Source organism: Zestomonas carbonaria (assembly GCF_904061905.1).
Classification (GTDB): domain Bacteria; phylum Pseudomonadota; class Gammaproteobacteria; order Pseudomonadales; family Pseudomonadaceae; genus Aquipseudomonas; species Aquipseudomonas carbonaria.
Map to the genome: position 1 here is coordinate 1 of NZ_CAJFCI010000045.1, position 26,946 is coordinate 26,946.

Here is a 26,946-nt window from a genome sequence, read left to right on the forward strand (position 1 = left end):
GAAGCGGGACGGCCAGTTCTCATATCGTTGCTCCGGTGCTTTTCTGATACTGAAAGCCTAGACCAGAATATGAGCGTTACTTGTGAAACACCACACTAGTGCGGGCTTGGGACTATGTTCCCTCACCCCAGCCCTCTCCCGGAGGGAGAGGGAGCTTGTCCGTGCCATGGCTTGAGCACGTGCTGAACCGGCAACACCGAATAATCCCCTCTCCCTCCGGGAGAGGGTTAGGGTGAGGGAGCGTGCGATACGTCAACCTCATGGCTAAACCCACTACTCCGGACCAAACAATCCGCCCCTCCGGACAAGCCCTATAACCTTCCATATTGGCATCCTGGAAGTTGCCGAAGCGGGTGGTGCTCTGGCGCTGGAGACTGGGGTGTTGCGGATGTCAGGTGAGGGTGTGTGGGTGAGTGCGTAGGTTTGGCGTGGGGTGAGAATGTTGGTGCAGGACGGTCCGCCCCTCACCCCAGCCCTCTCCCGGAGGGAGCTTGTCCGTGCCATGGCTTGAGCACGTGCCATCCATCAACCACATGACCCCACCCTCTACCCCGAGCCTCTCAATCCCACCCCTCCGGACAAGCCCTGCAACCCTCCATATTGGCATCCTGGAAGTTGCCGAAGCGGGTGCGGGCGCCGGTCAGGTCGGCGTTCTCCAGGTTGGCGCCGCCGAGCTTGACCTCTTGCAGGTTGGCGTCGTGGAGGTCGGCGCCTTTCAGGTCGGCCTTGCTCAGCCAGGTCATTTCCAGGTCGGCGGCGGCCAGCTTGACGTCGTGCAGCTTGGCGCCGGAAAGGCGGGCGAATTCCAGGTAGGCGGCGGAGAGGTCCGCGCCACGGAATTGCGCGGCCTGGGCGAACAGGCCCCAGCCCTGGATGGCGACCAGCCTGGCATCGCTGAAGTCGGCCATGCGCAGGTTGCTCTGCTGCAGGCTGGCGCGGGTGAGGTTGGTGTCGACCAGCCGGGCGTTCTCCAGGTTGGCGAGGTCCAGGTTGCTGTGGCGCAGGTCGGCGCCGGACAGGTCGGCGCCGGCGAGATTCATCTTGCGCATGTCCTGGTTGCGCAGATCGGCTCCGCGCAGATCGGCGGCGGGGCACTGGCTTTCCGGTTCGATACGGCAGCCGTTGACGACCAGCACGTCGTCCTCGGCGAAGGCGAAGCTGCCGGCGACCAGCAGGGCCAGCGGCAGGAACAGGGGCAGGTATTTCATGGCGAGGCTCCTCGGCAAGAGAGCCCCCTCGTGGCGTGGTTCCCTCTCCCATGAATGGGAGAGGGAAGCCAAAGCCCTTCGGGGGCGTCGATGCTCAGCGGCTGGCGGTCTTGCCGTCCCAGCTCGGCAGCTTGAACACCCAGAACGAGCCGCCCTGGGCGACCGGCTTGGTCAGTTCGGCCATGTCGCCGCCCCACAGCGGTACCGCGCCGCCGTAGCCGACGGTCACGCCGATGTACTGCTCGCCGTCCTGTTCCCAGGTGATCGGCGGGGAGACGATGCCGCTGCCGGTCTGGAAGCTCCACAGCTCCTTGCCGTTCTTGGCGTCGAAGGCCTTGAAGAAGCCGTCGCCGGTGCCGGTGAACACCAGGTTGCCCTTGGTGGCCAGCACGCCGGCCCACAGCGGCAGGCGTTCCTTGTGTTCCCAGACGACCTTGCCGGTGGTCGGGTTCATGGCGCGCAGGATGCCGACGTGATCGTCGTACAGGCGCTTGATGCGGAAGCCCATGCCCAGGTAGGCGGAGCCTTTCTTGTAGTGCGCCTCCTCGGCCCAGTAGTCCTCCTTCCAGTGGTTGGCGGGCACGTAGAACAGGCCGGTGTCCTGGCTGTAGGCCATCGGGTTCCAGTTCTTGCCGCCGAGGAACGGCGGGGAGACTTCCACCACCTTGCCGCGCGCCTGGCCCGGTTCCGGCTTGGGCGGACGCTGGCCTTCGTTCTCCACCGGGCGGCCGGTCTTCAGGTCGATGTGGCTGGCCCAGGTGATCTTGTCGACGAACGGGAAGGCGTTCTGCAGCTTGCCGTTGCTGCGGTCGACCACGTAGAAGAAGCCGTTGCGGTCGGCGTGGGCGGTGGCCTTGACGGTCTTGCCGTCCTTGTCCTTGTAGTCGAACAGCACCAGCTCGTTGTTGCCGGAGAAGTCCCAGGCATCGTTCGGGGTGTGCTGGTAGAACCATTTCACCTCGCCGGTGGTGGGATCGACGCCGACCTGGCCGGAGGTGTACAGGCTGTCGTAGTCCTTCGGATCGCCGCCGTCGGCGGTGCGCGCCCAGCCGTTCCAGGGCGCCGGGTTGCCCGCGCCGACGATGATGGTGTTGGTCTCGGCATCGAAGCTGGCGCTCTGCCACGGCGCGCCGCCGCCCTGGCTCCAGGCTTCCTTCTTGCCGGTCAGCGAGTTGGGGTCGTCCGGCCAGGACGGCGCCTTGATGTCGCCGGTGGGCGTGCTGTCCTTGCCGTTCAGGCGGCCCATGTGGCCTTCCACGAACGGGCGCATCCAGATTTCCTCGCCGGTGTCCGGATCACGGGCGAACAGCTTGCCGACCACGCCGAACTCGTCGCCGGAGCTGCCGTGGATCAGCAGCACCTTGCCGCTCTTGCCGTCCTTCACGATGGTCGGCGCGCCGGTCATGGTGTAGCCGGCGGAGTGGTCGGCGAACTTCTTGTTCCAGACCACCTTGCCGGTGTCCTTGTTGAGCGCCACGACGCGGGCGTCGAGGGTGCCGAAGTAGATCTTGTCGCCGTAGATGGCGGCGCCACGGTTGACCACGTCGCAGCACGGGCGGATGTCGTCGGGCAGGCGGTGGCTGTAGGTCCACAGGCGCTTGCCGGTCTTGGCGTCGAGGGCGAACACGCGGGAATAGGAACCGGTGACGTAGATCACCCCGTCATGGACGATGGCCTGGGATTCCTGGCCGCGCTGCTTCTCGTCGCCGAAGGAGAACGACCAGGCCGGGGTCAGCTTGAACACGTTGTCGGTGTTGACCTGGGCCAGGGGGCTCCAGCGCTGGGCGTTGGTGCCCAGGCCGTACTGCAGAACGTTGTTGGTGGTCAGGTGGTCGTTGGCGATGTCGTCCCAGGTGACTGGCTTGGCCAGCGCTGTGCCGCCGAGCGCCAGGCCACCGGCCAGCAGCAGGCTGTGAATGGCGAGAGCCATGGGGCGTGGCGTGCTGGGTAACGATCTTGTTGTCATGGTTGTGGTTCCCATTGATGGTTGTGGTGATGAGGCCGCCACTCGGCGACCTGGCACTTTGATGGTGGAACCGCGCCTGTCCCGCCGAAACGGAAAAACTCCCGCCCTGGCAGGGAAAAATTCCCAAACGCCCCATGACTTGGCCTTGCTGCCAAAGACCCCCGCGCCACCCCCCGCAAGCCCTACTACCAAGGGACTGGTCGAGAGCGACCAAAGCGGCATACGGCACCTGGCCGGGCCTTCCTAGGATGTCCGCAACCGAGCTCCACGCGAGCCGTCCTGCGTGTATTCGATGAGGTCCGAACCATGAACAAGAAAAACACCACGGCTGTCGCACTGTTGCTGCTGGCCGCCGCGAGCAACGCCTGGGCGCACGGAGATGTGGTCCCGCAGGCGGTAAACACGGACGGTCTGGAGCCGTTGGGCACCGAATGGCGCGAGGAGAACCCCTACCGCGACAACCCCAAGGCGATCGAGATCGGCTCCTCGGCCTACAACCAGAACTGCGCGGCTTGCCATGGCCTGGAAGCCAAGTCCGGCGGCATCGCCCCCGATCTGCGCTACCTGGAGATCGGCGCCACCGGTGACGAGTGGTTCAAGGAACGGGTGATCAACGGCGCGGTGCGCGATGGCCGGGTGTACATGCCGAAGATGGCCGACTTCCTCAGCCAGGAGGCGCTGTGGGCGGTGCGCAGCTACCTGGAGAGCGTGCACGTCGAGGAGTGAGGCCCGCCGCTCTCGTAGGGTGCGCCGTGCGCACCGGCCCGGGAACGACACAATCTCACCCGGCGATACACCGTGGGCTTCTTCGGTAAACGGTGCGCACGGCGCACCCTACGAGGAGTGTATCTTCCATGCGCCACGCACTGCTCTGCCTGCTCTTCATCCCCTGCCTGGCCCTGGGCGCCATGGCCGAGGACCCGCTGAAATCCTCCATGTGGGACTACCACCGCCAGCGCCTGCTCGGCTCCGAGCCGGTGGTGTTCGACGAGCGGGTCAGGCTGGAGGTGCCGCCGTTCGCCGAGGACGCCCGCCAGGTGCCGATCCAGGTCGACGCCCGCGCCCTGGACGGCGAGGTGGTGCGCATGGTCGCCTGGGCGGAGCTCAACCCGATCCCGCACATCTTCACCTTCCATCCGCGCTCGCCACGGGTGCAGGCGCTGCTGGCGATCCGCATCCGCGTCGAGCAGGCCACCCCGCTGCGCGCCGCGGTGCTGACCCGCGACGGCGTCTGGCACGTCGGTTCGGCGCGGGTCGAGGCGGCCGGCGGCGGTTGTACCGCGCCCAGCGTGGTGCGCAGCCAGCCCGGCTGGGAACGGCGTCTCGGCCAGGTACATGGCGCGCGCTTCCCGCACGGCGAGGTCAGCCGCCTGCGCCTGCGGGTCGATCATCCGATGGACAACGGCCTGGTTGGCGGCATTCCCGAATTCTTCCTCAACCAGGCCGAGCTGCGCGATGCCGACGGCCAGCCGCTGGCCAGCCTGGAGCTGTTCCCGGCGGTCGGCGAGAACCCGACCATCGGCCTGCGGGTCGAGGGCCACGACGAGGCGCAACTGTGGCTGCGCGACAACAACGGCAACGAGTTCGAGGCGAGCTTCTGATGAACGGCCTCCCGCTGCTGGTTCCGATCTGCTGCCTGCTGGTGCTGCTCAGCCTGCCGTTCCTGCTGCAACCATGAACGTTTCCGTGGGGTGCGCCGCGCGCACCGTTCACCCGGCGACCACACGGAATCGCAGGTCGTGCACGGCGTTCCGGCGTGGGCTTTTTTCCGGTGCGCATGGCGCACCCTACGGAGGATTCATGCTGAGATTCGTGATGCTCGGGCTGGCCCTGCTGGTTGCCGTCGACACCCAGGCCGACCTGGCGTACAAGCTGCAACCCCGCCAGGTCGCCCAGGACACCTGGCTGCTGGAAGGCGCCACCGACAACTTCTCCGCGCGGAACGGCGGTGACATCGTCAACGTCGCCTTCATCGCGACCTCCGCCGGCGTGGTGGTGATCGACAGCGGTCCTTCGCGGCGCTACGGCGAGGCGCTGCGCCAGGCCATCGAGGCCACCACCGGGCAGCCGGTGGTCCTGCTGCTGCTCACCCACCACCACCCGGATCACGTGCTCGGCAACCAGGCCTTCGCCGACGTGCCCATCGCCGCGCTGACGGGCACCCGGGAGCTGCTGGCCGAGCAGGGCGACGCCATGGCCGAGAACATGTACCGGATGGTCGGCGACTGGATGCGTGGCACCGAGGTACGGTTGCCGGACGAGACCGTGGAAGAGGGCGAGCGCCAGGTCGGCAACCATCGCCTGCGGCTGCTTGCCCTGCGCGGCCATACCGGCGCGGACCTGGCGATCCTCGACGAAACCACCGGCGTGCTGTTCGCCGGCGACCTGCTGTTCCACCAGCGTGCCCTGACCACTCCGCACAGCCCCGGCCTGGACGTCTGGCTGGCCGACCTGGAGCGCTTGCAGGCACTGCCCTGGAAGCTGGTCGTTCCCGGCCACGGCCCGGTCGCCAGCGACCCGGCGCCGTTCGAGCAGATGCGCGACTACCTGGGCTGGCTCGACGGCCTGCTGCGCGACAGCGCGGCGCAGGGCGCGGACATGACCGAAGTGATCCGCGCGCCGATCCCCGAGCGCTTCGCCGGGGTCGAGCTGAGCCGCTACGAACTGATCCGCACGGTCAGCCACCTCTACCCGCGCTACGAGCAGGAGCGGCTGTCGCGGGTGGACCGGTAGGGGCTCAGTCCTTGCGCCGCTTGAGCTGGTCCTTCAACTGGGTCGGCACCTGGCGGATGATCAGCATGTCGCGCTCCTCGTCGTACTCGATCTTCGAGCCGAGCAGGTGCGCCTCGAAGCTGATCGACAGCCCCTCGGCGCGGCCGGTGAAGCGGCGGAACTGGTTGAGGGTGCGCTTGTCCGGCGGGATCTCCGGCGACAGGCCGTAGTCCTTGTTGCGGATGTGCTCGTAGAAGGCGCGCGGGCGCTCCTCGTCGATCAGCCCGGACAGTTCTTCGAGGGTCATCGGCTCGCCCAGCTTGGCCTGGGTGGTGGCGTAGTCGACCAGGGCGTCGGTCTTCTCGCGCGCCTTGTCCTCGGCAAGGTCCTCGCTTTCCACGAAGTCGCTGAACGCCTTGAGCAGGGTGCGCGTCTCGCTCGGCGGGTCGACGCCTTCCTGGCAGCCGATGAAGTCGCGGAAGTAGTCGGAAACCTTCTTGCCGTTCTTGCCCTTGATGAACGACACGTACTGCTTCGACTGCTTGTTGTTCTTCCACTCGCTGAGGTTGATGCGCGCCGCCAGGTGCAACTGGCCGAGGTCCAGGTGCTTGGCCGGGGTCACTTCCAGCGTCTCGCTGACCGCCACGCCCTCGCTGTGGTGGAGCAGGGCGATGGCCAGGTACTCGGTCATGCCCTGCTGGTAGTGGGCCAGCAGCACGTGGCCGCCGACCGACAGGTTGGACTCGTCCATCAGCTTCTGCAGGTGCTCGACGGCCTGGCGGCTGAAGGCGGTGAAGTCCTGCGACTGGTCGAGGTATTCCTTCAGCCAGCCGCTGAACGGGTAGGCGCCGGACTCCTCGTGGAAGAAGCCCCAGGCCTTGCCCTGCTTGGCGTTGTAGCTGTCGTTGAGGTCGGCCAGCAGGTTCTCGATGGCCTGCGACTCGGCCAGCTCCGTGTCGCGGGCGTGCAGGACGGAGGGCGAGCCGTCGGGCTTCTTGTCGATCAGGTGGACGATGCAGTGGCGGATCGGCATGGGCGTCTCGTGAAGCACTGAGGGAAAGCGCGCATGTTACCCGACCTCTGCCTGCTCGGTCGCCCGTTGCCGATGGTTGCGCAGCCGCTCGATCATGTAGCGCAGGTGCACGTGCAACTCGTACAGCTCGTTGGAATAGGACAGCGGTACCTCCACGCGGCCCAGTTCGTCCTCCAGGCGCTCCAGGCGGCGGATTTCGTTGTCCAGGTCGATGGGCACCTCGCCCTTGTAGAGTTGCAGGTCGATCTCGCGCAGGTGCTTGTACCAGCGGTAGATGCGCGCGCGGATGCGCCACTGGTAGATCGGGCCGACCGCCTTGAACAGCGGGAACAGCAGGACCAGCAGCGGAATCGCCAGGATGATGTAGCGGTCGGCCAGCGAGGCGATGCGGAACGGCAGGTAGCGTTGCAGGATCGGCAGGCCCTTCTCGTAGTAGTAGCTGGCCTCGCGCAGGGGTTGCAGCGAGCGCGGCGGCGCGGCCGGGTAGCTGCCGGCCGGGTCGAGCAGGCTGCCGTTCTCCAGCACGTTGCGCGCGGCTTCGAGGATCAGCGGGGTGAGCGAGGGGTGGAAGTCCTCGCCGGCGACCAGGGTGGCCACCGGGCCGAGGGTGACGATGTCCCGGTCGGGCACGTTGCGGGCCATGTCGAGCATGCCCTCGCCGACCTCGATGGCGCTCAGGTAGGGCAGGCGTGCCAGGTAGGCCTCGGTGCGGCGCAGGCTGACCAGGCGCAGGCCGGGCTCGGCGGCCAGGCGCTGGATCAATGGGGTTTCCGCCGGGCCGATGAAGAAGGCGGCGTCCAGCTTGCCGGCGACCAGCGCATCGGCGGCACGGCTGCCTCCGACCTGCTGCCAGCGCTCCGGGTAGTGCCCGGCATCGATCCGGTTGGCGGCCAGCAGGGCGGCGGTGACCGCCTGGGTGCCGCTGCTCTCGGCGCCGGTCGCCACGCGCAGCTTCAGCAGGTCGGCCAGGTGATCGAACTTCACCGACTGGCGGGTGAACAGCCAGAGCGGTTCCCGGTACATCACGCCGAGGCCGGACAGCGTGTCGCGTACCTCCTTGTCCAGGGTCATTTCCTGGCCGCTCTGCACCAGGGCCAACTCCACTTCGCCCTTCACCAGCTTGTCCAGGTTGTCGAGCGAGCCCTGGCTTTTCACCAACTCGAGGGTGAAGCCCTGGCGTTCCAGTTCGACGCGCAGCTTCTCGGCGAAGGCGTGGTAGCCGCCACCGGCCGCGCCGGTCGCCAGGCGCGCGTGCATGGGCGGCGGCGGGGCGACGAAGTAGAACAGGGCTCCGACCAGCAGGGCCAATACCGGTATCACCCAGAGGTTGGCCAGCAGCATGATCTTCAGGTCGTTGAGGAGACGGCGCATGGAGCTTCCTTGTCAGGCGGGTTCGCCTGCAAGGATAGAACCTCAGGCCCGGGCAGGACTACCTTACGGCTCCATCGCCGCCCGGGCCTTCGGCGCGCGCCACCAGTCGAGCAGCGCCAGCACCGCGAGCAGGCCCAGCGCGTAGACCGCGTCGCCGCCCAGGGCCACCAGCACCAGCGCGCAGAGCAGCGTGCTCAAGGCCGCCAGCCAGCGCCAGACGCCGCGCAGCAGCACCCAGCCGGCAGCCATGCTGAGCAGGTAGATCACCACGAAGTTGCCGTTGGCGTAGCGGATCAGGTGGTCCACCGAGAGATCCAGCAGCGCGGCAATGGCGGCGCACAGCGCACAGCTCAGCACCACCACCACCAACGCACGGGCCGGCACGCCGTGGCCATTGCGCACCGCCAGCGGCGCCGGCAGCTTGCCCTCGTCGGCGAGGCTCCAGATCAGCCGGGCGAAGCCCTGGATGTACACGTTCATCGAAGCGAAGCACGCCAGGTAGCCGACCGTCGCCACCAGCCAGCGGGCCTTGTCGCCGAGCAGCAGGTCGAACAGCCGTGGCAGCGCGGTGGCGTCGGTGCGCACGTCGCCGTAGGTGGCGAAGCTCAGCACCGCCACCGAGCAGGCCCAGTACACCAGGCCGGCGAGCAGCACGCCGAGCAGCAGGGCGAGGGGGAAGTCGCGTTGCGGGCGCTTGAACTCCTCGCCCAGGTGGGTGAACGCCTCGATACCGACGAAGCACCAGAACATCACCCCCAGCGCCGCCGGCAGCAGGTGCCAGGAACCGGAGACCGGCGGCAGCAGCGGCTGGCTGGCCAGCGGCAGGTCGCCCACCCACCAGACCAGCGCGACGCTGGCGACGATGGCGATCGCGATCAGCCCCTGCACCAGCCCGGAAGCCCGCGCCGGGCGCTGGCCGAGCAGCAGGATGGCGCCCAGGGTGGCGAACTGCACCGCCAGCACCGCGCCACCGTTCATGGGGAACAGCGCCTGCCAGAAGCCGGTGGCGATGCTCAGCGCGGCGGGCAGGCCGACCGGCAGCACGGCGAGGAACAGGAAGGCGATCAGCCGCTCCATGCGCGTGCCGAAGGCGCGGCCGATCAGGTGCGGGGCGCCGCCGGCGTGGGGATAGTGACGGCCGAGCTGGGCGAAGGTGAAGGCCACCGGCAGCACCAGGCCGATCAGGATCAGCCAGGCCCACAGCGACACCTCGCCCGCGGCCGTGGCCGCCAGCGCCGGCACCACGAAGATGCCGGTGCCGAGCAGCGAAGTGCTGAGCAGGCCGATGCCTTGCAGCAGGCCCAGTTCCTGGTTGAGACGGCTCATGTTGTATGCTCGGGGCTTTCCGTTTCGATTGCCCTCGCCCTTCCGGGGAGAGCGTCAGGGGAGGGAGGCAGTCCCGCCATGGTAGCCGGCCCTGGCCACGCCGACCGCTGTCAGACCGTCGCCAATGACCGGCAGAATGACGGAAATCACTTCAACCCGCCGAGATGCCCCGTGGACAAGTTCGACCGCCAGATACTCGCCCTGCTGCGCGCCGATGCGCGTACTTCCGTCAGCCAGATCGCCCGCGAAGTGAACCTGTCGCGCTCGGCGGTCAGCGAACGCATCCACCGCCTGGAGCAGGACGGCGTGATCCAGGGCTACCACGCCCACATCGCCGAGCCGGGCAACGGCGCGGTCAAGGCGTTCCTCGAACTGTTCTACAAGGACAACCGCTGCGCCGAATACGTCCAGCTCATGCGGGCGTTCAGCGAAATACGCCGCTGCTGCGGGATCAGCGGCGAGACCGACATGCTGGTGTACGTCGAGGCGCCGTCCATGGAACGGCTCAGCGAAATCCGCGGCGAGATCGAGCGCTACCCCGGCATCCAGAAGATCAAGACCCACATGGTGGTGCAGGAATGGGCGATGTGATGCGCCTGCTGCACACCTCCGACTGGCACCTCGGCCAGCACTTCATGGGCAAGACCCGCGAGGCCGAGCACCGCGCCTTCCTCGCCTGGCTGCTGGAGCAGGTCCGCGAACGCGAAGTGGACGCCGTGCTGGTGGCCGGCGACGTGTTCGACACCGGCGCGCCGCCCAGCTACGCCCGCGAGCTGTACAACCACTTCATCGTCGAGCTGCGCCAGGCCGGCGCCGAACTGGTGATCCTCGGCGGCAACCACGATTCGGTGGCGACGCTTGGCGAAAGCCGCACGCTGCTGGCCGAGCTGGGCACGCGGGTGATCCCCGGCGTCGGCAGCGATCCGGGCGACCAATTGCTGGTGCTGCACCGCCGCGATGGCGCGCCGGGGGCGATCCTCTGCGCCATCCCCTTCATCCGCCCGCGCGACGTGCTGCAAAGCCAGGCCGGGCAGAGCGCGCAGGACAAGCAGCAGTCGCTGCAACAGGCCATCCAGGATCACTACCGGACGTTGTACCAACTGGCCGAGACGAGGCGCGACGAACTGGGCGGCGGCCTGCCCATCGTCGCTACCGGCCACCTGACCACGGTTGGCGCCAGCGCCAGCGAGTCGGTGCGCGAAATCTACGTCGGCGCGCTGGAAGCCTTTCCCACCAACGCCTTCCCGCCGGCCGCCTACATCGCCCTCGGCCATATCCACCGGCCGCAGAAGGTCGGTGGCCTGGAACACATCCGCTACTGTGGCTCGCCGATCCCGCTGTCCTTCGACGAGGCGCGCCAGGACAAGGAAGTGCTGCTGGTCGAGCTGGACGCTGGCGGCCTGCGCGCGGTGACGCCGCTCGCCGTGCCCTGCTTCCAGCCGCTGCTGTCGGTGGCCGGCTCGCTCGAACAACTGGCCGGCGCGATTGCCGAGGCGGCCGCCCAAGGCAGCGCCGAGCGGCCGGTGTGGCTGGAGGCGCGGGTGAGTGGCGACGATTACCTGAGCGACCTGCAGGCGCGTATCGCCGCGCTGTGCGAAGGGCTCCCGGTGGAAGTGCTGCGCATCCGCCGCGAGCGCGGCACGGCGCAGGCCGGCCTGCAACGCCAGGCGCAGGAAACCCTCGACGAGTTGAGCCCGGGGGACGTGTTCGAGCAGCGCCTTGCCCTGGAAGAGCTGGAGGCGGACCAGCGGCAACGTCTGCACGGCCTGCACCGGCAGATCCTCGACGAACTGCGCGAGGGCGGGGCATGAAGATCCTCAGCCTGCGCTTGAAGAACCTCAACTCGCTGAAGGGCGAATGGAAGATCGACTTCACCGCCGAGCCATTCGCCGGCAACGGCCTGTTCGCCATCACCGGGCCGACCGGCGCCGGCAAGACCACCCTGCTCGATGCCATCTGCCTGGCCCTCTACCACCGCACGCCGCGCATGAGCACGCTGTCGCAGAGCGGCAACGAGCTGATGACCCGACACACCGCCGACTGCCTGGCCGAGGTCGAGTTCGAGGTGAAGGGGCAGGCCTACCGCGCCTTCTGGAGCCAGCGCCGCGCCCGCGACAAGGCCGACGGTGCATTGCAGGCGCCGAAGGTCGAACTGGCCCGTGCCGACGGCGAAATCCTCACCGACAGGATCAACGACAAGCTCCGCCAGACCGAAGCGCTCACCGGCCTGGATTTCGAGCGCTTCACCAAGTCCATGCTGCTTGCCCAGGGTGGTTTCGCGGCCTTCCTGGAAGCCAGCGCCAACCAGCGCGCCGAGCTGCTCGAAGAACTGACCGGCACCGAGATCTATGGGCTGATCTCGCAACGGGTGTTCGAGCGCACCCGCGAGGTGAAGACAGCCCTCGACCAACTACGTGCCAGGGCCGAAGGCGTCGAACTGCTCAGCGAAGAACGACGTGCGGAGCTGAACGAAGAGGCCGTTCGCCTGGGCGCCGAGGAAGGCGCGTTGCAGGCCCGGCTCACCTCCGTCCAGGGCGAACGCCAATGGCTCGCCGAACTGGCCAGGGCCGAGAGCCAGCAGCAGGCCGCCACGACCCGTGAAGCCGAGGCACGGCAAGCCCTCGACGCCGCCGCTGCCGATCTGGCGCGTCTCGCCGCCAGCGAGCCGGCGGCGCGCCTGCAACCGCTGCACCGTGCCCGTGGCGCCGCCGGGCAGTCCCTGGCCGCCACCCGCCAGGCGCTGGCCGCCAATGGCGCCGAGCAGGCCGAGGTCGCCCGCGCCAGCAGCCGTGCCCTGTGGCAGGCGCAGCAATACAGCGCCCAGCTCGCCGCCGGACGGCAGGCGGCGTTGCAGGCGCTGGTCGAGCAACGCGACGAACTGGAGCGCCATCTCGCCGAACAGGCCCATCACGGCCAACTGGGCGAGCGGCTGAGCGGCTGGCGCAAGAGCTTCGAAGCGCGCGCCGCGCTGCTGGCGGATATCGCCCGGAACGAGACCCGGCAACAGCAGGAAGCCCGGCGCCTGCACACCCTGGGCGAGACGCTGGCGCAGCGGCAGCAGGCGCTGCATCGGGCGCAGGCCGCGCTGGAGCAGGCGCGCACCGCCGAGGCCGAGGCTCAACGGCAATGGCAGGGCACTCTGGACGGCCGCAGCGAAGCCGACTGGCGCCAGGACTGGCAACGCCTGAGCGAGCACGGCCGGCTGCTGGAGCAGTTGGCGCAACTGGAGCGCCAGCGCGAACAGCTCGCCGAGCGCCGTGTCCGCCTGGAACAGGGGCGCACCGAGCAGCGGGCCCGCCACACCGGCAAGCATGCCGAACTGCTGGCGCTGCGCGAACACTATCGCGAGGTCGCCCAGCAGGTTCGCGACAAGGAAACCCTGCTGGCGCAGGAGCAGCGCATCCAGGCGCTGGAGCACTACCGGGCCCAGTTGCAGGCGGGCGAGCCCTGCCCGCTGTGCGGCTCGGCCGAGCATCCGGCTGTCGCGGCCTACCAGGCGCTCGACGTATCCGAGACACAGCGCAGCCTGCAGGGCAAGCGCGACGAGCTGGAGGCGCTGCGGGCGTCCGGGGAAGCCCTGAACCGCGAGGTCGCCGCGCTGGAGGAGCAGCTCAAGGGGGTGGACGAACAACTCGCGGACCTTGCCCGGCAGGCGGAGGAACTGGTCGCCAATCGACAACGGCTGGGCCTGGCGGTGGACGATATCGACGCCGAGCGCAGCCGCCAGGCCGCCGGGCTGGCGCAGGTGCAGCAACGCCTGGCTGCGCTCGATTCCCTGAAGACAACGCTGGCTGACGCAGGCAGGGCGCTACAGGCCGCGACGCAGGCCGAAAACGAAGCGCGGACGCAACTGGCGCTGGCCGAGAAGGACCGGCAGGGCGCCCAGCAGACGCTCGACGATATCGCCCGCCAGTTGCAGAAGCTGCACGAACAACGCAGCCACGACGAAGCGACGTTGGCCGGCGAGTTGCAAGCCCTGGGCTATGAGTTGCCGGCCGACGGACCGGCCTGGCTGGCTGCCCGCGAAGTCGAGGCCCGCGCCTGGCAGCAGATGCAGCAACAGCGCCAGGCGCTGGCCGAGCAGCAGACCACCCTGCGCCATGCCGCCGATGCCGCCCATGAACTGGCCAACGCTTGGCGACAGCGCTGGCAGGCCTCAGGGCAGGCGGAATTGCCGGCCGAGGCGCTAGTCGACCAGCCCGAGGTCGCCTTGTCGCGGGCCGAAGACGAATTGGCCGCCAGCCAGCGCCGAGCCGCCGAACTGCAAGGCACGCAGCGGACCCTGGAGCAGCGTCTTACCCAGGATGAGGTGGCATGCCGGGATGCCGACCAGGCCTGGCAGGCTGCGTTGGCGGCCAGCCCGTTCGCCGACGAAAATGCCTTCCTCGCCTCCTGTCTCGACGAGTCGCAGCGCGCCGCCCTGCAAGCACTCAGGGAGCGCCTGCACAAGGCCCTGACCGAGGCGCAGGCGCTCAAGTCCTCCGCCGACCAGACGCTGGCTACATTACGCGCCGAGCCACGGAGCACGCGCACTGCCGAGCAACTGGATGAGCAGTTGCAGGAACTGAATGCCGCCCTGAAGACCCTGACCCAGCGCCAGGGCGAAATCCGCGCCCAGTTGCAGGGCGACGATGCCCGCCGGCAGAGCCAGCAGGCATTGTTCGTCGCCATCGCCGAACAGGAGGGCGAATACGACCTGTGGCAGCGCCTCAACGGGCTCGTCGGTTCGGCGGATGGCGCCAAGTACCGCAAGTTCGCCCAGGGCCTGACCCTCGACCACCTGATCCATCTGGCCAACCGCCAGTTGCAACGTCTGCACGGCCGCTACCAGTTGGCGCGCCGGAGCAGCGGCGAACTGGAACTGGAGGTGATCGACACCTGGCAGGCCGACGTCGCCCGCGACTGCCGCACCCTGTCCGGCGGCGAGAGTTTCCTGGTCAGCCTGGCGCTGGCCCTGGCGTTGTCCGATCTGGTCAGCCATCGCACCAGCATCGACTCGTTGTTCCTCGACGAAGGCTTCGGCACCCTGGACGGCGAGACCCTGGAAATCGCCCTGGATGCCCTCGACGCGCTGAACGCCAGCGGCAAGATGATCGGCGTGATCAGCCACGTCGAGGCGCTGAAGGAGCGCATCCCGGTGCAGTTACGGGTGCACAAGGGCGTCGGGTTGGGCTATAGCAGGCTGGATCGGTGTTTTGGGGTTGGGGGGTAGTGCATGGATATAGGCTCCGCCCCTCACCCCAACCCTCTCCCGGAGGGAGAGGGAGTTTATGAAGTTGACCTCCAGCTCCGTGACATGAACGCAGCACCGACCAGTCCCCTCTCCCCCTGGGAGAGGGTTAGGGTGAGGGGCTGGGCTATCAGTTCCGCACGAAAAGGAGTTACGTAGGGTGGATGTCGCTTTTTACATCCACCATTTTGACTGGATAGCCATCCCACGAACGGGAGAAGAACATGCTGATCGATCCCAAACACTCGACCCTGCTGATCATCGACATCCAGGAACGCTTGTTCCCGGCGATCCAGGGCAACGAGGCGCTGCTGGAGCACACCGTCTGGTTGCAGCAGGTGGCCCGGCGCCTCGACGTGCCGGTGCTGGCCACCGAGCAATACCCCAAGGGCCTGGGCCCGACCCTGCCGCCGCTGCGCGACCACCTGGCGGACGAAGCGGTCGTCGAGAAGATCCACTTCTCCGCCGCCGCCGAGCCGGCGATGTTCGCCGCGCCGGGCGGTGATCGCCGGCAATTCGTGGTGTGCGGCACCGAGGCCCATGTCTGCGTATTGCAGACCGTGCTCGACCTGCTCGGGCAGGACAGGCAGGTGTTCGTGGTCGCCGAGGCGGTCGGCTCGCGGCGGGCCGAAGACAAGGCCCTGGCCCTGGAGCGCATGCGCCAGGCTGGCGCGATGATCGTCTCGCGGGAAATGGTCGCCTTCGAGTGGCTGCAGCGTGCCGGCACCGAGCTGTTCCGCGAGATCAGCCGCGAATTCATCCGCTGATCCGGACGCCTCGCGGTCGCCGCTAGAACCTCCAGGCCACCAGCCGGCTCTGCTTGTTGCCCTGGGCCATGGTGATCGTCCGCACGTCGCGGGTGCCGGCCTTGCGTAGCGCCTGCTCCACTACCGGCAGGTTGCCGGCCTTGGACACCAGGCTGCTGAACCAGCGCACCTGTCCGGCGACTGCCGCGCTCTCGGCGACCATTCGCTTCAGGAAACCCGCCTCGCCGCCCTCGCACCACAGCTCGTTGCCCTGGCCGCCGAAGTTCAGCACCGGCAGCTTGCGCTTCGGGTCGAGCTTGCCGAGGTTGCGCCATTTGCGCCGGCTGCCGGCGTGGGCCTCGGCCGCCGAGCTGTGGAAGGGCGGGTTGCAGAGGGTCAGGTCGAAACGTTCACCAGGTTGCAGCAGGCCCTGGAAAATATGCAGCGGCCGGGGCTGGCGGCGTAGTTCGATGGCATCGCCCAGGTGGTTGGCCTTGACGATGGCCTGCGCCGCGGCCAGGGCGGTGGCGTCGATGTCGCTGCCGGTGAAGCGCCAGCCGTACTCGCAGTGGCCGATCAGCGGGTAGATGCAGTTGGCGCCGGTGCCGATGTCCAGCACGCGCACCGCCTTGCCGCGCGGGATTTCGCCGCCGTTGTCCTCGGCCAGCAGGTCGGCCAGGCAATGCAGGTAATCGGCGCGGCCGGGGATCGGCGGGCACAGGTAGCCGGGCGGGATGTCCCAGAACTTCAGGCCATAGAAGCACCTGAGCAACGCGCGGTTGAGCACCTTGACCGCCTCCGGATCGGCGAAGTCCAGGCTCTGCTTGCCGTACGGATTGACGATCAGGAAGCGCGCCAGCTCGGGGCTGGCCTTGATCAACTGGGCGAAGTCGTAACGGCCCTGGTGGCGGTTGCGCGGGTGCAGCGCGGCGGGCGGTTTGCGCGGGTGGCTCATGGCGGTGGCGGGCGTGATGCGGGGCGCGCATTGTCCCATAGCGCCCAGGCCGCGGCGACCCTACGGATGCAGCGGCATCAGCCAGGGCACCATCAGCACGCTGACCAGCATGACGATCAGCGTGAAAGGCACGCCGACCTTCACGAAATCGCCGAAGCGATAGCGGCCGGGGCCGAGCACCAGGGTGTTGACCGGTGAGGAGATCGGCGTCATGAACGCCGAGGAGGCGGCCAGGGCGACGATCATCGCGAAGGGGTAGGGCGAGGCGTCCAGGGCCTGGGCGGTGGCGATGGCCACCGGCGCCATCAGGACCGCCGTCGCCGTGTTGGAGATGAACAGGCCGATCAGCGCGGTCACCGCGAACAGGCTGGCGAGGATCACATAGGGACCAGCCTCTCCCAGGACCGCCACCAGGCCGTGGACCGCCAGGTCGATGCCGCCGGTCTGCTGCAGCGCCAGGGCGAACGGCAACATGCCGACGATCAGCACCAGGGTCGGCCAGTGGATGGCGCGGTAGGCGCTGTCCAGGTCGATGCAGCGGAACGCGCCCATCAGCAGGCAGCCGATCAGCGCGGCCATGACGTTGGGCACCAGGCCGCTGACCATCAGGACGACCATCACCGCCAGGCTGAGCAGGGCGTAGGGCGCCTTGCGCGCGGCCGGCGCCACTTCGTCCACCTCGGCGGGCAGGCTGAGCACCAGGAAGTCCCGGCTGAGGCCCTGCAAGCGGTGGATGGCCTTCCACTCGCCGGCCACCAGCAGGGTGTCCGAGGGTTTCAGCTTTTCGTCCACCAGCACACCTTCCAGCGCCTGGCCGTGGCGGCGCAGGCCGACCACGTTGAGCTTGTGGAGGGTGCGGAAGCCCAGCTCCTGGATGGTCTTGCCCGGCAGTTGCGACTCCGGCGGCAGGGCCACTTCGGCCAGGCCCAGTTGGTGGGCGTGCACGCTGAAATAGGAGTTCGGCAGCGGCATCGGCTCCAGGCCCAGGGCCTGGTAGGCGCCGAGCAGGCCGATGGCCGGGCTGGCCAGGTCGACCAGCAGGATGTCGCCCGGCTCCAGCACGCTGTTGCCGGTGGCCACCAGCAGCAGGGTGCGGAACTTGCGTTGGCGCTCCACGGCGATCACGTTGATGCCGTACTCCTTGCGCAGCTCCAGTTCGTTGAGCGCCTGGTTGGCCAGCGGCGAATCGGCGCGCACGCGCAGACGCCGCTCGCGTCCCTCGAGGCGATAGGCCTGGGCCAGGTCGGCCAGGGTGAGGCGCGGCGCACCGCTTTCGTCCCGCGCGTCGCTGCGCTGCAGCCAGTGGCGGGTCGCCAGCATGTAGGCGATCCCCAGGCCCAGCACCGCCAGACCGATGGGGGTGAAGCTGAAGAAGTCGAAGCCCTCCAGGCCGGCGCGGAGCAGTTCGGCGTGCACCACCATGTTCGGCGGCGTGGCGACCAGGGTGAGCATGCCGCTGATCAGCCCGGCGAAGGCCAGCGGCATCATCAGCCGGCCCGGCGCGATACGCAGGCGCGCGGCAACGCCGAGCACCACGGGAATGAAGATGGCCACCACGCCGGTCGAGCTCATCACCGAGCCGAGCCCGGCGACGCACAGCATCAGCAGCACCAGCAGGCGCGTCTCGCTGCTGCCGGCCTTGTCCACCAGCCAGTCGCCCAGCCGATAGGCGATGCCGGTGCGCACCAGCCCGGCGCCGATCACGAACAGCGCGGCGATCAGCACCACGCTGGGGTCGCTGAAACCGGCCAGGGTCTGCTGGATGCTCAGCACACCGGTCAACGGCAGGGCGACGATGACCAGCAGTGCCACCACGTCCATGCGCGGCTTGTCGATGACGAACAGAATGACCGCGGCCAGCAGCAGGCCCAGTACCCAGATCAGTTCGAGGTTCACGCAGCAGTCCTTATGCGGCGGAAAGATGCCGGCAGTCTAGTCAGGGATAGGCGAGTAGTGCCTTGATCTGCGGCAGATGAGTCGCCACCCAGCGCGGATCGATCGGGCCCCAGTCGCGGATGCTGTAGTGCCCGGCGTTGTTGCGTTCGCCTTCGGCCTGGACGAATACGCAGTCGATGTCCAGTTCGGCGAGTGCCGCCAGGGTGTCCTGGGCGGTGCGGCGGGGCATGCCGGTGGCGGCCATCAGGGCCGGTACGCTGGTCGCCGTGCCGCTGTCGATCAGCCAGGCGACGTAGAGGCGGCGGTAGAAGCTGGTTCGGGTCTTGCTGACTTCCATGCGGGGGCTCCGTGTCTTCTCCCGGGGAAAAGCACGAGGCCCGCAATGGCGGGCCTCGGGTTCGACTTACAGGCTCGCGATCTTCTCGCGCTGTTCGATCAGCTTGGTCAGCGCCTGCTCGGCTTCGGCCAGCTTGGCGCGTTCCTTGTCGATCACTTCGGCCGGGGCCTTGGCGACGAAGCTTTCGTTGGACAGCTTGCCGCCGACCCGCTTGACCTCGCCATCCAGGCGGGTGATTTCCTTGTCCAGGCGCGCCAGCTCGGCGGTCTTGTCGATCAGCCCGGCCATCGGCACCAGCACCTGCATCTCGCCGACCAGGGCGGTGGCGGACATCGGCGCTTCCTCGCCGGCCTCCAGCACGCGGATGGTCTCCAGCTTGGCCAGCTTCATCAGCAGCGGCTCGTTGTCGGCCAGGCGGCGGTGGTCTTCCGGCGAGGCGTTGGCGAGGATCAGGTCGATGCGCTTGGCCATGGAGATGTTCATCTCGCCGCGGATCTGGCGGATGCCGAGCATCAGCGTCTTGACCCACTCGATGTCGCCTTCGGCGGCGGCGTCGATCCTGCTCTCGTCGGCCACCGGCCAGGGTTGCAGCATCAGGGTGTCGCCGGACTTGCCGGCCTGGGCCTTGATGCGCTGCCAGATTTCCTCGGTGATGAACGGCATGAACGGGTGCGCCAGACGCAGCGCCACTTCGAGTACGCGGATCAGCGTGCGGCGGGTGCCGCGCTGGCGCTCGATGGGGGCGTTCTCGTCCCACAGCACCGGCTTGACCAGCTCCAGGTACCAGGCGCAGTACTCGTCCCAGATGAACTCGTAGAGCGCCTGGGCGGCCAGGTCGAAGCGGAAGGCGTCGAGCTGGCGGGTGACTTCCTGTTCGGTGCGCTGCAGCGCCGAGATGATCCAGCGGTCCACCGAGGACAGCTCGACCGGCTCGCCGTTGACCCCGGTGTCCTGGCCATCGGTGTTCTCGATGACGAAGTTGGCGGCGTTCCACAGCTTGTTGCAGAAGTTGCGGTAGCCCTCGACGCGGCCCATGTCGAACTTGATGTCGCGGCCGGTGGAGGCCAGCGAGCAGAAGGTGAAGCGCAGCGCGTCGGTGCCGTAGCTGGCGATGCCTTCGGGGAATTCCGCCTTGGTCTGCTTGGCGATCTTCTCGGCCAGCTTGGGCTGCATCATGCCGCTGGTGCGTTTCTCCAGCAGGGCGTCGAGGGTGATGCCGTCGACGATGTCCAGCGGGTCGAGCACGTTGCCCTTGGACTTGGACATCTTCTGGCCCTGGCCGTCGCGCACCAGACCGTGGACGTAGACGGTCTTGAACGGGATCTGCCCGGTCAGGTGCAGGGACAGCATGATCATCCGGGCGACCCAGAAGAAGATGATGTCGAAGCCGGTGACCAGCACGTCGGTGGGGTGGAAGGTCTTGAGGAATTCGGTCTGCTGCGGCCAGCCGAGGGTGGAGAAGGTCCACAGGCCCGAGCTGAACCAGGTGTCGAGCACGTCGTCGTCCTGGCGCAGCGGCCGGTCGCCGAGGTCGTGCCTGGCGCGCACTTCCGCCTCGTCGCGGCCGACGTAGACGTTGCCGGCTTCGTCGTACCAGGCCGGGATACGGTGGCCCCACCACAGTTGGCGGCTGATGCACCAGTCCTGGATGTCGCGCATCCAGGAGAAGTACATGTTCTCGTACTGCTTGGGCACGAACTGGATGCTGCCGTCTTCCACGGCGGCGATGGCCTTTTCGGCCAGCGGCTTGGTGGAGACGTACCACTGGTCGGTCAGCCAGGGCTCGATAACGGTGCCGGAACGGTCGCCCTTGGGCACCTTCAGCGCGTGGTCGTCGATCTTCTCCAGCAGGCCGGCGGCCTCGAAGGCGGCGACGATCCTGCGGCGCGCGTCGAAGCGGTCGAGGTGGGCGTAGTCGGCCGGCAGGCTGGCGTCGACCTGATCGTTGACGCTGCCGTCGAGGTTGAACACCTGGGCGCTGGCCAGCACGGCGGCGTTCTTGTCGAAGATGTTGATCAGCGGCAGGTCGTGGCGCTTGCCGACTTCGTAGTCGTTGAAGTCGTGGGCCGGGGTGATCTTCACGCAGCCGGTGCCGAACTCTCGGTCGACGTAGTCGTCGGCGATGATCGGGATGCGCCGGCCCACCAGCGGCAGCTCGACGAACTTGCCGATCAGCGCCTGGTAGCGCTCGTCTTCCGGGTGCACGGCCACGGCGCTGTCGCCGAGCATGGTTTCCGGGCGGGTGGTGGCGACCACCAGGTGGTCCTTGCCTTCGGCGGTCTGCGCGCCGTCGGCCAGCGGGTAGCGCAGGTGCCAGAGGTGGCCCTTCTCGTCGTGGTTCTCCACTTCGAGGTCGGAAATGGCGGTGTGCAGCTTGGTGTCCCAGTTGACCAGGCGCTTGCCGCGGTAGATCAGGCCGTCCTCGTGCAGGCGCACGAAGGCTTCCTTGACCGCCTCGGACAGCCCTTCGTCCATGGTGAAGCGCTCGCGCGACCAGTCCACCGAGGAGCCCAGGCGGCGGATCTGCCGGGTGATGGTGCCGCCGGACTGTTCCTTCCACTCCCAGACCTTCTCCAGGAACTTCTCGCGGCCGAGGTCGTGGCGGCTGACGTCCTGCGCGGCCAACTGGCGCTCCACCACCATCTGGGTGGCGATGCCGGCGTGGTCGGTGCCCGGCTGCCACAGGGTGTTGCGGCCCTGCATGCGGCGGAAGCGGATGAGCGCATCCATGATCGCGTTGTTGAAGCCATGGCCCATGTGCAGGCTGCCGGTGACGTTCGGCGGCGGGATCATGATGGTGTAGGGTTCGCCGGAACCTTGCGGGGCGAAGTAGTTCCTGGACTCCCATTCGGAGTACCAACGGGATTCAATGGCGTGCGGCTGGTAGGTCTTGTCCATGTGCGGCGGGACCGGAGGCTGATAACGGAAAGCCGGCGAGTATATCAAAGAGGTGGCGTGGCCGCGCAGGACGGGCTTCTTGCAAGGGCTCGCTCAGGGCTTGCGGTTGATCAGCCGGCCGAGGCGGGCTTCCAGGCGGCGTTTCAGCTCGGCTTCGATCTGCGGCACGAAATCGTCGATCACGTCCTGCAGGATCAGTTGCGCGGCGGCGCGCAGCTCGTTGTCCAGGCGCTGCCGCTCGCGGTCCGCGCCGATTGCCGGTTCATCGGGTTCCGGGGCGGACTCTTCGATGATCTCGGACAGCAGGGGGATGTCGTCGGTGGTGACCGTTTCGGTCAGCAGGGGCGGCTCCAGCCCTTCCTCGTCGAGCAATTGCCGGATCGACTCGAGGTCGTCGAGCAGGTGCGCGGGCTTGATGGGCGGTTTGGGGGTATCCATGGCGGCGGTATTCGCGAGCTGTTCAGTATCACCGGCGGCACCGGCGAGGAGCGCAGTTTACGCGCAGTCGCCGGACATGCCGAGTCTGTCGCGCCATTGCGTGGCCGACACATAGCTGATCACGAACGAGGGGTCAGAGTTCCACGCGCTGGGGATCATAGCCCCGCTCGCGATACAGGCGGAAATTCTTCCGGCAAGCGGCCAGCAGCGGCGGGTCCTGGTTGACGATCTCGATCACGCGGGAGAAATGCCCGACATGGGGCGAGATGTCCGGTTGCAGGTTGATCAGCAGTCCCTGGCGGCTGGCCGGCTCGTCGTCCAGGCCGATTACCACCGGTGCCTGCGGATCGCTCGCGTGCAGGTCGTGGGGAATGAAGGCGTCCGCCTTGAAACGCCATAGCAGCTCGTCCAGCTCCCTGGCCTGGGCTTCGTCCTGGCAGCGCACGAACACCGGCATCCGGGCGCGCCAACCTTTCAGCGCCAGCTTGCAGGCCGCCAGCATGCGCTCGGACTGGCTGGAGGAGGAGAGGACGTAGAACTCGATTCTGGACATGGGGTGTCTCTGGATGGCGAAAGCGAAAAGCCGATAAAAGCGCTGGAGGCTGGAAGGCTGGACGAAACGGCGGCCCGGCTTTCGGTGAGTGCGCTGTGCGTTGGACTGTACCTTCCTTCTGGGCTCCCGCGTGCGCGGGAGTGACGAGGCGGTGGGAGGCTTCACTGCGTGGCCGTCATCCCCGCGAAAGCGGGGACCCAGTAAAAAGTGCGCCAGTTCCATCCCTGCCAATCGCGCGCATGGCGCGCTCCTACAGGTCAGCATCGATGCTGACTTGTAGGATCGACGGGGACGCCCAGTTCCATGGTCGCGAAAAAAGGCTTGACGCAGAAGATGCGTGGCCGGAACGCTGTCCAGCCTCCAGCCTCCAGCCTCCAGCCTCCAGCCTCCAGCCTCCAGCCTCCAGCCTCCAGCCTCCAGCCTCCAGCCTCCAGCCTCCAGCCTCCAGCCTTAAGCCTTGGCACGCTCCAACAGATACTGGGTCAACAGCGGGACCGGCCGGCCGGTGGCGCCTTTTTCCTTGCCGCCACTGATCCAGGCGGTACCGGCGATGTCCAGGTGCGCCCAGTGGTAGTTCTTGGCGAAACGCGACAGGAAGCAGCCGGCGGTAATGGTGCCGGCCTTCGGTCCGCCGATGTTGGCGATGTCGGCGAACGGGCTGTCCAGTTGCTCCTGGTACTCCTCGAACAGCGGCAGTTGCCAGGCGCGGTCGTCGGCGTGCTCGCCGGCCTTGAGCAACTGGCGGACCAGGGTGTCGTTGTTGCCCATCAGGCCCGAGGTGTTGCTGCCCAGGGCGACGATGCAGGCGCCGGTGAGGGTGGCGATGTCGATCACTGCCTGCGGCTTGAAGCGCTCGGCGTAGGTCAGGGTATCGCACAGCACCAGGCGGCCTTCGGCGTCGGTGTTGAGGATCTCCACGGTCTGTCCGCTCATGGTGGTGACGATATCTCCCGGGCGGGTGGCGCGGCCGCTCGGCATGTTCTCGGCGCAGGCCAGCAGGCACACCAGGTTGATCGGCAGTTGCAGCTCCAGCACGGCCTTGAGGGTGCCGAGCACGCTGGCGGCGCCGCACATGTCGTACTTCATCTCGTCCATGTTGGCCGCCGGCTTGATGCTGATGCCGCCGGTGTCGAAGGTGATACCCTTGCCGACCAGGGCGAACGGCTTGTCGTCCTTCGCGCCGCCCTGGTAGTTGAGGACGATCATCCGTGGCGGCTGCTCGCTGCCCTGGGCCACCGCCAGAAAGGCGCCGGCGCCGAGGCTGGCCAGCTTCTTCTCGTCGAGGATCTCGACCTTGAGGTTCTTGTGCGCCTTGGCCAGTTCCCTGGCCTGCTCGGCGAGGAAGCTCGGGTGGCAGAGGTTCGGCGGCAGGTTGCCGAGGTCGCGGGTGAAGGCCATGCCGTTGGCGATCGCCTGGGCGTGGGCGCTGCCGCGCTCGACGTCGGCCTGCTGCTCCTTGCCGGCGAGCAGGGTGATCTTCTGCAGGGCGCGCGGATCGCTCTTCTGGCTCTTGAAGCGTTCGAACACGTAGCTGCCGTCGGCCAGGGTTTCCACCAGCAGGCGGGCCTTGCCGTAGGTGTCGCGACCTTTCACGGCCTGGTCGTCGAGGGCCAGGGCCGCGTCCTTGCCGCCCAGGCCCTTGAGGCTGGCCAGCACGGCGGAAACCATTTTGCGGTATTGGCGGTCGGAGAGTTCTCCCTTGCCGCTGCCAACCAGCAGCACGCGCTCGGCCTTGACTCCCGGCAGGCCGTGCAGCAGCAGGGTCTGTCCCACCTTGCCGGCCAGGTCGCCGCGCTTGAGCAGCGTGGCGATGGCGCCGCCGCTGGCGCTGTCCACGGCCTTGGCGATTTCGCCCAGCTTGCGGCCTTCACCGACGGTGAGGACCAGGGTGGCGGTTCTGAGGGTTTCCGGGCGAGCGCTTTTGACGAGGAATTCCATGGCGTGTGTCCCCAAGACAACGAGTCGGTATTGCAGGATAATGCCGGGCATTTTTCCGGTGCCCGACATGTGCGGGCCGGCAGCAAGCGGCTAGTTTGAGCGTAGCCGCCTGAGCCTGACAACCCTGGAGCCTCTGCTTTGATCGTCTTCCGTTATCTGTCCCGCGAGTTGCTGATGACCCTCAGTGCGGTGAGTGCCGTGCTGCTGGTGATCATCATGAGCGGTCGTTTCATCAAGTACCTGGCCCAGGCGGCGCAAGGCGCCCTCGACCCCGGCGTGCTGTTCATGATCATGGGCTTCCGGATTCCCGGTTTCCTGCAACTGATCCTGCCGCTGGGGTTGTTCCTCGGCATCCTGCTGGCCTATGGCCGGCTCTATCTGGACAGCGAGATGACCGTGCTGTCGGCCACCGGCGTGAGCCAGCAGCGACTGTTCGTCTACACCCTCGGCCCGGCGACCCTGGTCGCCCTGCTGGTCGCCTGGCTGAGCCTGGGCCTGGCGCCGCAGGGCGTGGCCCAGGTGGAGCGCATCCTCAACGAGCAGGACGCGCTGACCGAGTTCGACACCCTGGTGCCGGGGCGTTTCCAGTCCATGAAGGGCGGCTCGCGGGTGACCTACGTGCAGGACCTGTCCGACAACCGCACCGAACTGGGTGGGGTGTTCATTTCCGACAAGCGCCTGTCCAGCGACGGCGCCAAGGAGCGCGGCATCACCGTGCTGGTGGCCGAGTCGGGGCGCCAGGAAATCCAGCCCGACGGCAGCCGCTACCTGATTCTGGAGAACGGCTACCGCTACGACGGCAACCCCGGCAAGGCCGACTACCGGGCGATCCAGTACGACACCTACGGCATGCTGCTGGAGCGTCCGCAAGTGGTCGCCGACATCGGCGAGCGCGAGGCCATTCCGTCCTCCGAGCTGTGGGGAAGCGAAGACCAGCGACACCGGGCCGAGTTGCAGTGGCGGCTGTCGATCCCGCTGCTGGTGTTCGTGGTGACCCTGCTGGCGGTGCCGCTGGCCCGGGTCAATCCGCGCCAGGGGCGCTTCCTCAAGCTGCTGCCGGCGATCCTGCTGTACATGGCCTACCTGTCCCTGCTGATCGCCATGCGCGGTGCCCTGGACAAGGGCAAGGTCTCGCCGGAGCTCGGGCTCTGGTGGGTGCACGGTGTGTTCCTGGCAATCGGCCTGCTGCTGCTCTTCTGGGAGCCGCTGCGCTTGAAACTGGCCAGCCGCCGCGCGGCGCGGGAGGTGGTCCATGCCTAGGTTGGATCGTTATATCGGCTCCAGCGTATTCCTTGCCATCCTCGCCGTGCTCGGGGTGATCGTCGGGTTGGCACTGCTGTTTGCCTTCATCGACGAACTGGGCGATGTCGAGGGCGGCTACGGGCTGCTCGATGCCGCCTGGTACGTGCTGCTCACCACGCCGCGGCGGCTCTACGACATGCTGCCGATGGCGGCGCTGATCGGCTGCCTGATCGGCCTCGGCAACCTGGCCAGCCACAGCGAACTGACCATCATGCGCGCTGCCGGCGTGTCGGTGGGGCGTATCGTCTGGGCGGTGATGAAGCCGATGCTGGTGCTGATGCTGGTGGGCATCCTGATCGGCGAATATGCGGCGCCGTGGACCGAGAACAAGGCCCAGGCCAGCCGCTCCATGGCCCAGGGTGGCGGTGAGGCGCAGAGCGCCAAGCGCGGCCTCTGGCATCGCCAGGGCAACGAGTTCGTGCACATCAACTCGGTGCAGCCCAATGGCCTGCTGGTCGGGGTGACCCGCTACCAGTTCGACGACCAGCGCCACCTGCTCTCGGCCAGCTTCGCCCGCCGTGCGCAATACCAGGAGGGCTACTGGCAACTGAGCGAGGTGTCCACGACCCACTTCCGCGAGCGCAGCACCGAGGTGATCGACAGCCCGAGCGAGCGCTGGGACGTCGAGCTCAGCCCGCAACTGCTCGGCACCGTTGTGCTGGAGCCGGAGGCCCTGTCGATCACCGGCCTGTGGCGTTACATCCAGTACCTGGGCGAACAGGGCCTGAACAATGGTCGCTACTGGCTGGCTTTCTGGACCAAGGTGCTGCAACCGCTGGTTACCGCGGCGCTGGTGCTGATGGCGATTTCCTTCATCTTCGGCCCGCTGCGCTCGGTCACCCTGGGGCAACGGGTGTTCACCGGGGTGCTGGTGGGCTTCGTGTTCCGCATCGCCCAGGACCTGCTCGGTCCCTCCAGCCTGGTGTTCGGCTTCCCGCCCTTGCTGGCGGTGCTGATTCCTACCGGTATCTGCGCGTTGGCGGGAGTGTGGATGCTCCGGCGGGCGGGGTAGCGCGTCGGGCGATAAAGGCGCTGGA

General features: G+C 67.6%; 21 protein-coding genes. 9 read left to right on the forward strand and 12 right to left on the reverse strand.

Annotated features, from left to right (window positions below):
- Positions 1-560: 560 nt before the first annotated feature.
- Both PSEWESI4_RS11470 and exaA read right to left on the reverse strand, forming a co-directional pair.
- Entirely contained in the window at positions 561-1,208 is a 648-nt protein-coding gene (locus tag PSEWESI4_RS11470; protein WP_187671341.1) for a pentapeptide repeat-containing protein, read from the reverse strand.
- Positions 1,209-1,302: 94 nt separating this feature from the next.
- Positions 1,303-3,174: a quinoprotein ethanol dehydrogenase gene (gene exaA / locus PSEWESI4_RS11475; protein WP_187671342.1), complete on the reverse strand. Its 1,872-nt coding sequence runs from the start codon at positions 3,172-3,174 to the stop codon at positions 1,303-1,305.
- Between the two features lie 306 nt (positions 3,175-3,480).
- Between exaA and pedF the strand changes: the two genes are divergently transcribed.
- The 3 genes from pedF (at position 3,481) to PSEWESI4_RS11490 (ending at position 5,907) form a co-directional block, all read left to right on the forward strand.
- A complete protein-coding gene (pedF, locus tag PSEWESI4_RS11480; protein ID WP_187671343.1) occupies positions 3,481-3,900 on the forward strand; it encodes a cytochrome c-550 PedF in 420 nt (139 codons plus the stop codon).
- A 128-nt stretch (positions 3,901-4,028) separates the two neighbouring features.
- Positions 4,029-4,775 (forward strand): quinoprotein dehydrogenase-associated SoxYZ-like carrier, encoded by a 747-nt coding sequence (locus PSEWESI4_RS11485; protein WP_187671344.1) that lies wholly within the window; start codon positions 4,029-4,031, stop codon positions 4,773-4,775.
- Positions 4,776-4,974: 199 nt separating this feature from the next.
- Positions 4,975-5,907: a quinoprotein relay system zinc metallohydrolase 1 gene (locus PSEWESI4_RS11490; protein ID WP_408004301.1), complete on the forward strand. Its 933-nt coding sequence runs from the start codon at positions 4,975-4,977 to the stop codon at positions 5,905-5,907.
- A gap of 4 nt (positions 5,908-5,911) precedes the next feature.
- Here PSEWESI4_RS11490 and yejK read toward each other — a convergent pair whose 3' ends face one another.
- The 3 genes from yejK to yjeH form a co-directional block, all read right to left on the reverse strand.
- Positions 5,912-6,919: a nucleoid-associated protein YejK gene (yejK, locus tag PSEWESI4_RS11495; protein WP_187671345.1), complete on the reverse strand. Its 1,008-nt coding sequence runs from the start codon at positions 6,917-6,919 to the stop codon at positions 5,912-5,914.
- Positions 6,920-6,955: 36 nt separating this feature from the next.
- Entirely contained in the window at positions 6,956-8,290 is a 1,335-nt protein-coding gene (locus PSEWESI4_RS11500; RefSeq protein WP_187671346.1) for a TAXI family TRAP transporter solute-binding subunit, read from the reverse strand.
- A 63-nt stretch (positions 8,291-8,353) separates the two neighbouring features.
- Positions 8,354-9,616 (reverse strand): L-methionine/branched-chain amino acid transporter, encoded by a 1,263-nt coding sequence (gene yjeH, locus PSEWESI4_RS11505; RefSeq protein WP_187671347.1) that lies wholly within the window; start codon positions 9,614-9,616, stop codon positions 8,354-8,356.
- 171 nt (positions 9,617-9,787) lie between these two features.
- Here yjeH and PSEWESI4_RS11510 point away from each other — a divergent pair, with 171 nt between their 5' ends.
- From PSEWESI4_RS11510 to PSEWESI4_RS11525, 4 genes are all read left to right on the forward strand, one after another.
- Positions 9,788-10,207 carry an Lrp/AsnC family transcriptional regulator gene (locus PSEWESI4_RS11510; protein ID WP_187671348.1) on the forward strand — a complete coding sequence of 140 codons (420 nt, stop codon included), beginning with the start codon at positions 9,788-9,790 and terminating at the stop codon, positions 10,205-10,207.
- Positions 10,207-11,427, forward strand: coding sequence for an exonuclease subunit SbcD (gene sbcD, locus PSEWESI4_RS11515; protein WP_187671452.1), 1,221 nt, complete (start codon positions 10,207-10,209; stop codon positions 11,425-11,427). The genes PSEWESI4_RS11510 and sbcD overlap by 1 nt, the downstream gene beginning before the upstream one ends.
- A complete protein-coding gene (gene sbcC, locus PSEWESI4_RS11520; RefSeq protein ID WP_187671349.1) occupies positions 11,424-14,828 on the forward strand; it encodes an exonuclease subunit SbcC in 3,405 nt (1,134 codons plus the stop codon). Before sbcD ends, sbcC begins: the two co-directional genes overlap by 4 nt.
- 242 nt (positions 14,829-15,070) lie before the next feature.
- Positions 15,071-15,613: a hydrolase gene (locus PSEWESI4_RS11525; RefSeq protein ID WP_187671350.1), complete on the forward strand. Its 543-nt coding sequence runs from the start codon at positions 15,071-15,073 to the stop codon at positions 15,611-15,613.
- A 22-nt stretch (positions 15,614-15,635) separates the two neighbouring features.
- Here the strand turns inward: PSEWESI4_RS11525 and rlmF are convergent, their stop codons facing one another.
- The 7 genes from rlmF to PSEWESI4_RS11560 form a co-directional block, all read right to left on the reverse strand.
- The gene (rlmF, locus tag PSEWESI4_RS11530) at positions 15,636-16,547 is read right to left on the reverse strand and encodes a 23S rRNA (adenine(1618)-N(6))-methyltransferase RlmF (RefSeq protein WP_187671351.1); all 912 of its coding nucleotides are present in this window, start codon (positions 16,545-16,547) and stop codon (positions 15,636-15,638) included.
- A gap of 60 nt (positions 16,548-16,607) precedes the next feature.
- The gene (locus tag PSEWESI4_RS11535) at positions 16,608-18,443 is read right to left on the reverse strand and encodes an SLC13 family permease (RefSeq protein ID WP_187671352.1); all 1,836 of its coding nucleotides are present in this window, start codon (positions 18,441-18,443) and stop codon (positions 16,608-16,610) included.
- A gap of 40 nt (positions 18,444-18,483) precedes the next feature.
- A complete protein-coding gene (locus PSEWESI4_RS11540; protein WP_187671353.1) occupies positions 18,484-18,780 on the reverse strand; it encodes a winged helix-turn-helix domain-containing protein in 297 nt (98 codons plus the stop codon).
- Between the two features lie 66 nt (positions 18,781-18,846).
- Positions 18,847-21,678: a valine--tRNA ligase gene (locus PSEWESI4_RS11545; RefSeq protein ID WP_187671354.1), complete on the reverse strand. Its 2,832-nt coding sequence runs from the start codon at positions 21,676-21,678 to the stop codon at positions 18,847-18,849.
- Positions 21,679-21,771: 93 nt separating this feature from the next.
- Positions 21,772-22,116, reverse strand: a complete 345-nt coding sequence (locus tag PSEWESI4_RS11550; protein WP_187671355.1) for a DNA polymerase III subunit chi — start codon at positions 22,114-22,116, stop codon at positions 21,772-21,774.
- 133 nt (positions 22,117-22,249) lie between these two features.
- Positions 22,250-22,669, reverse strand: coding sequence for a DNA polymerase III subunit chi (locus PSEWESI4_RS11555; protein ID WP_187671356.1), 420 nt, complete (start codon positions 22,667-22,669; stop codon positions 22,250-22,252).
- A 450-nt stretch (positions 22,670-23,119) separates the two neighbouring features.
- Positions 23,120-24,607, reverse strand: a complete 1,488-nt coding sequence (locus PSEWESI4_RS11560; RefSeq protein ID WP_187671357.1) for a leucyl aminopeptidase — start codon at positions 24,605-24,607, stop codon at positions 23,120-23,122.
- Between the two features lie 138 nt (positions 24,608-24,745).
- On the opposite strand from PSEWESI4_RS11560, the gene lptF reads away from it, so the two are divergent.
- A complete protein-coding gene (gene lptF, locus PSEWESI4_RS11565; protein ID WP_187671358.1) occupies positions 24,746-25,867 on the forward strand; it encodes an LPS export ABC transporter permease LptF in 1,122 nt (373 codons plus the stop codon).
- A complete protein-coding gene (lptG, locus tag PSEWESI4_RS11570) occupies positions 25,860-26,921 on the forward strand; it encodes an LPS export ABC transporter permease LptG (RefSeq protein ID WP_187671359.1) in 1,062 nt (353 codons plus the stop codon). Before lptF ends, lptG begins: the two co-directional genes overlap by 8 nt.
- Positions 26,922-26,946: the final 25 nt, after the last annotated feature.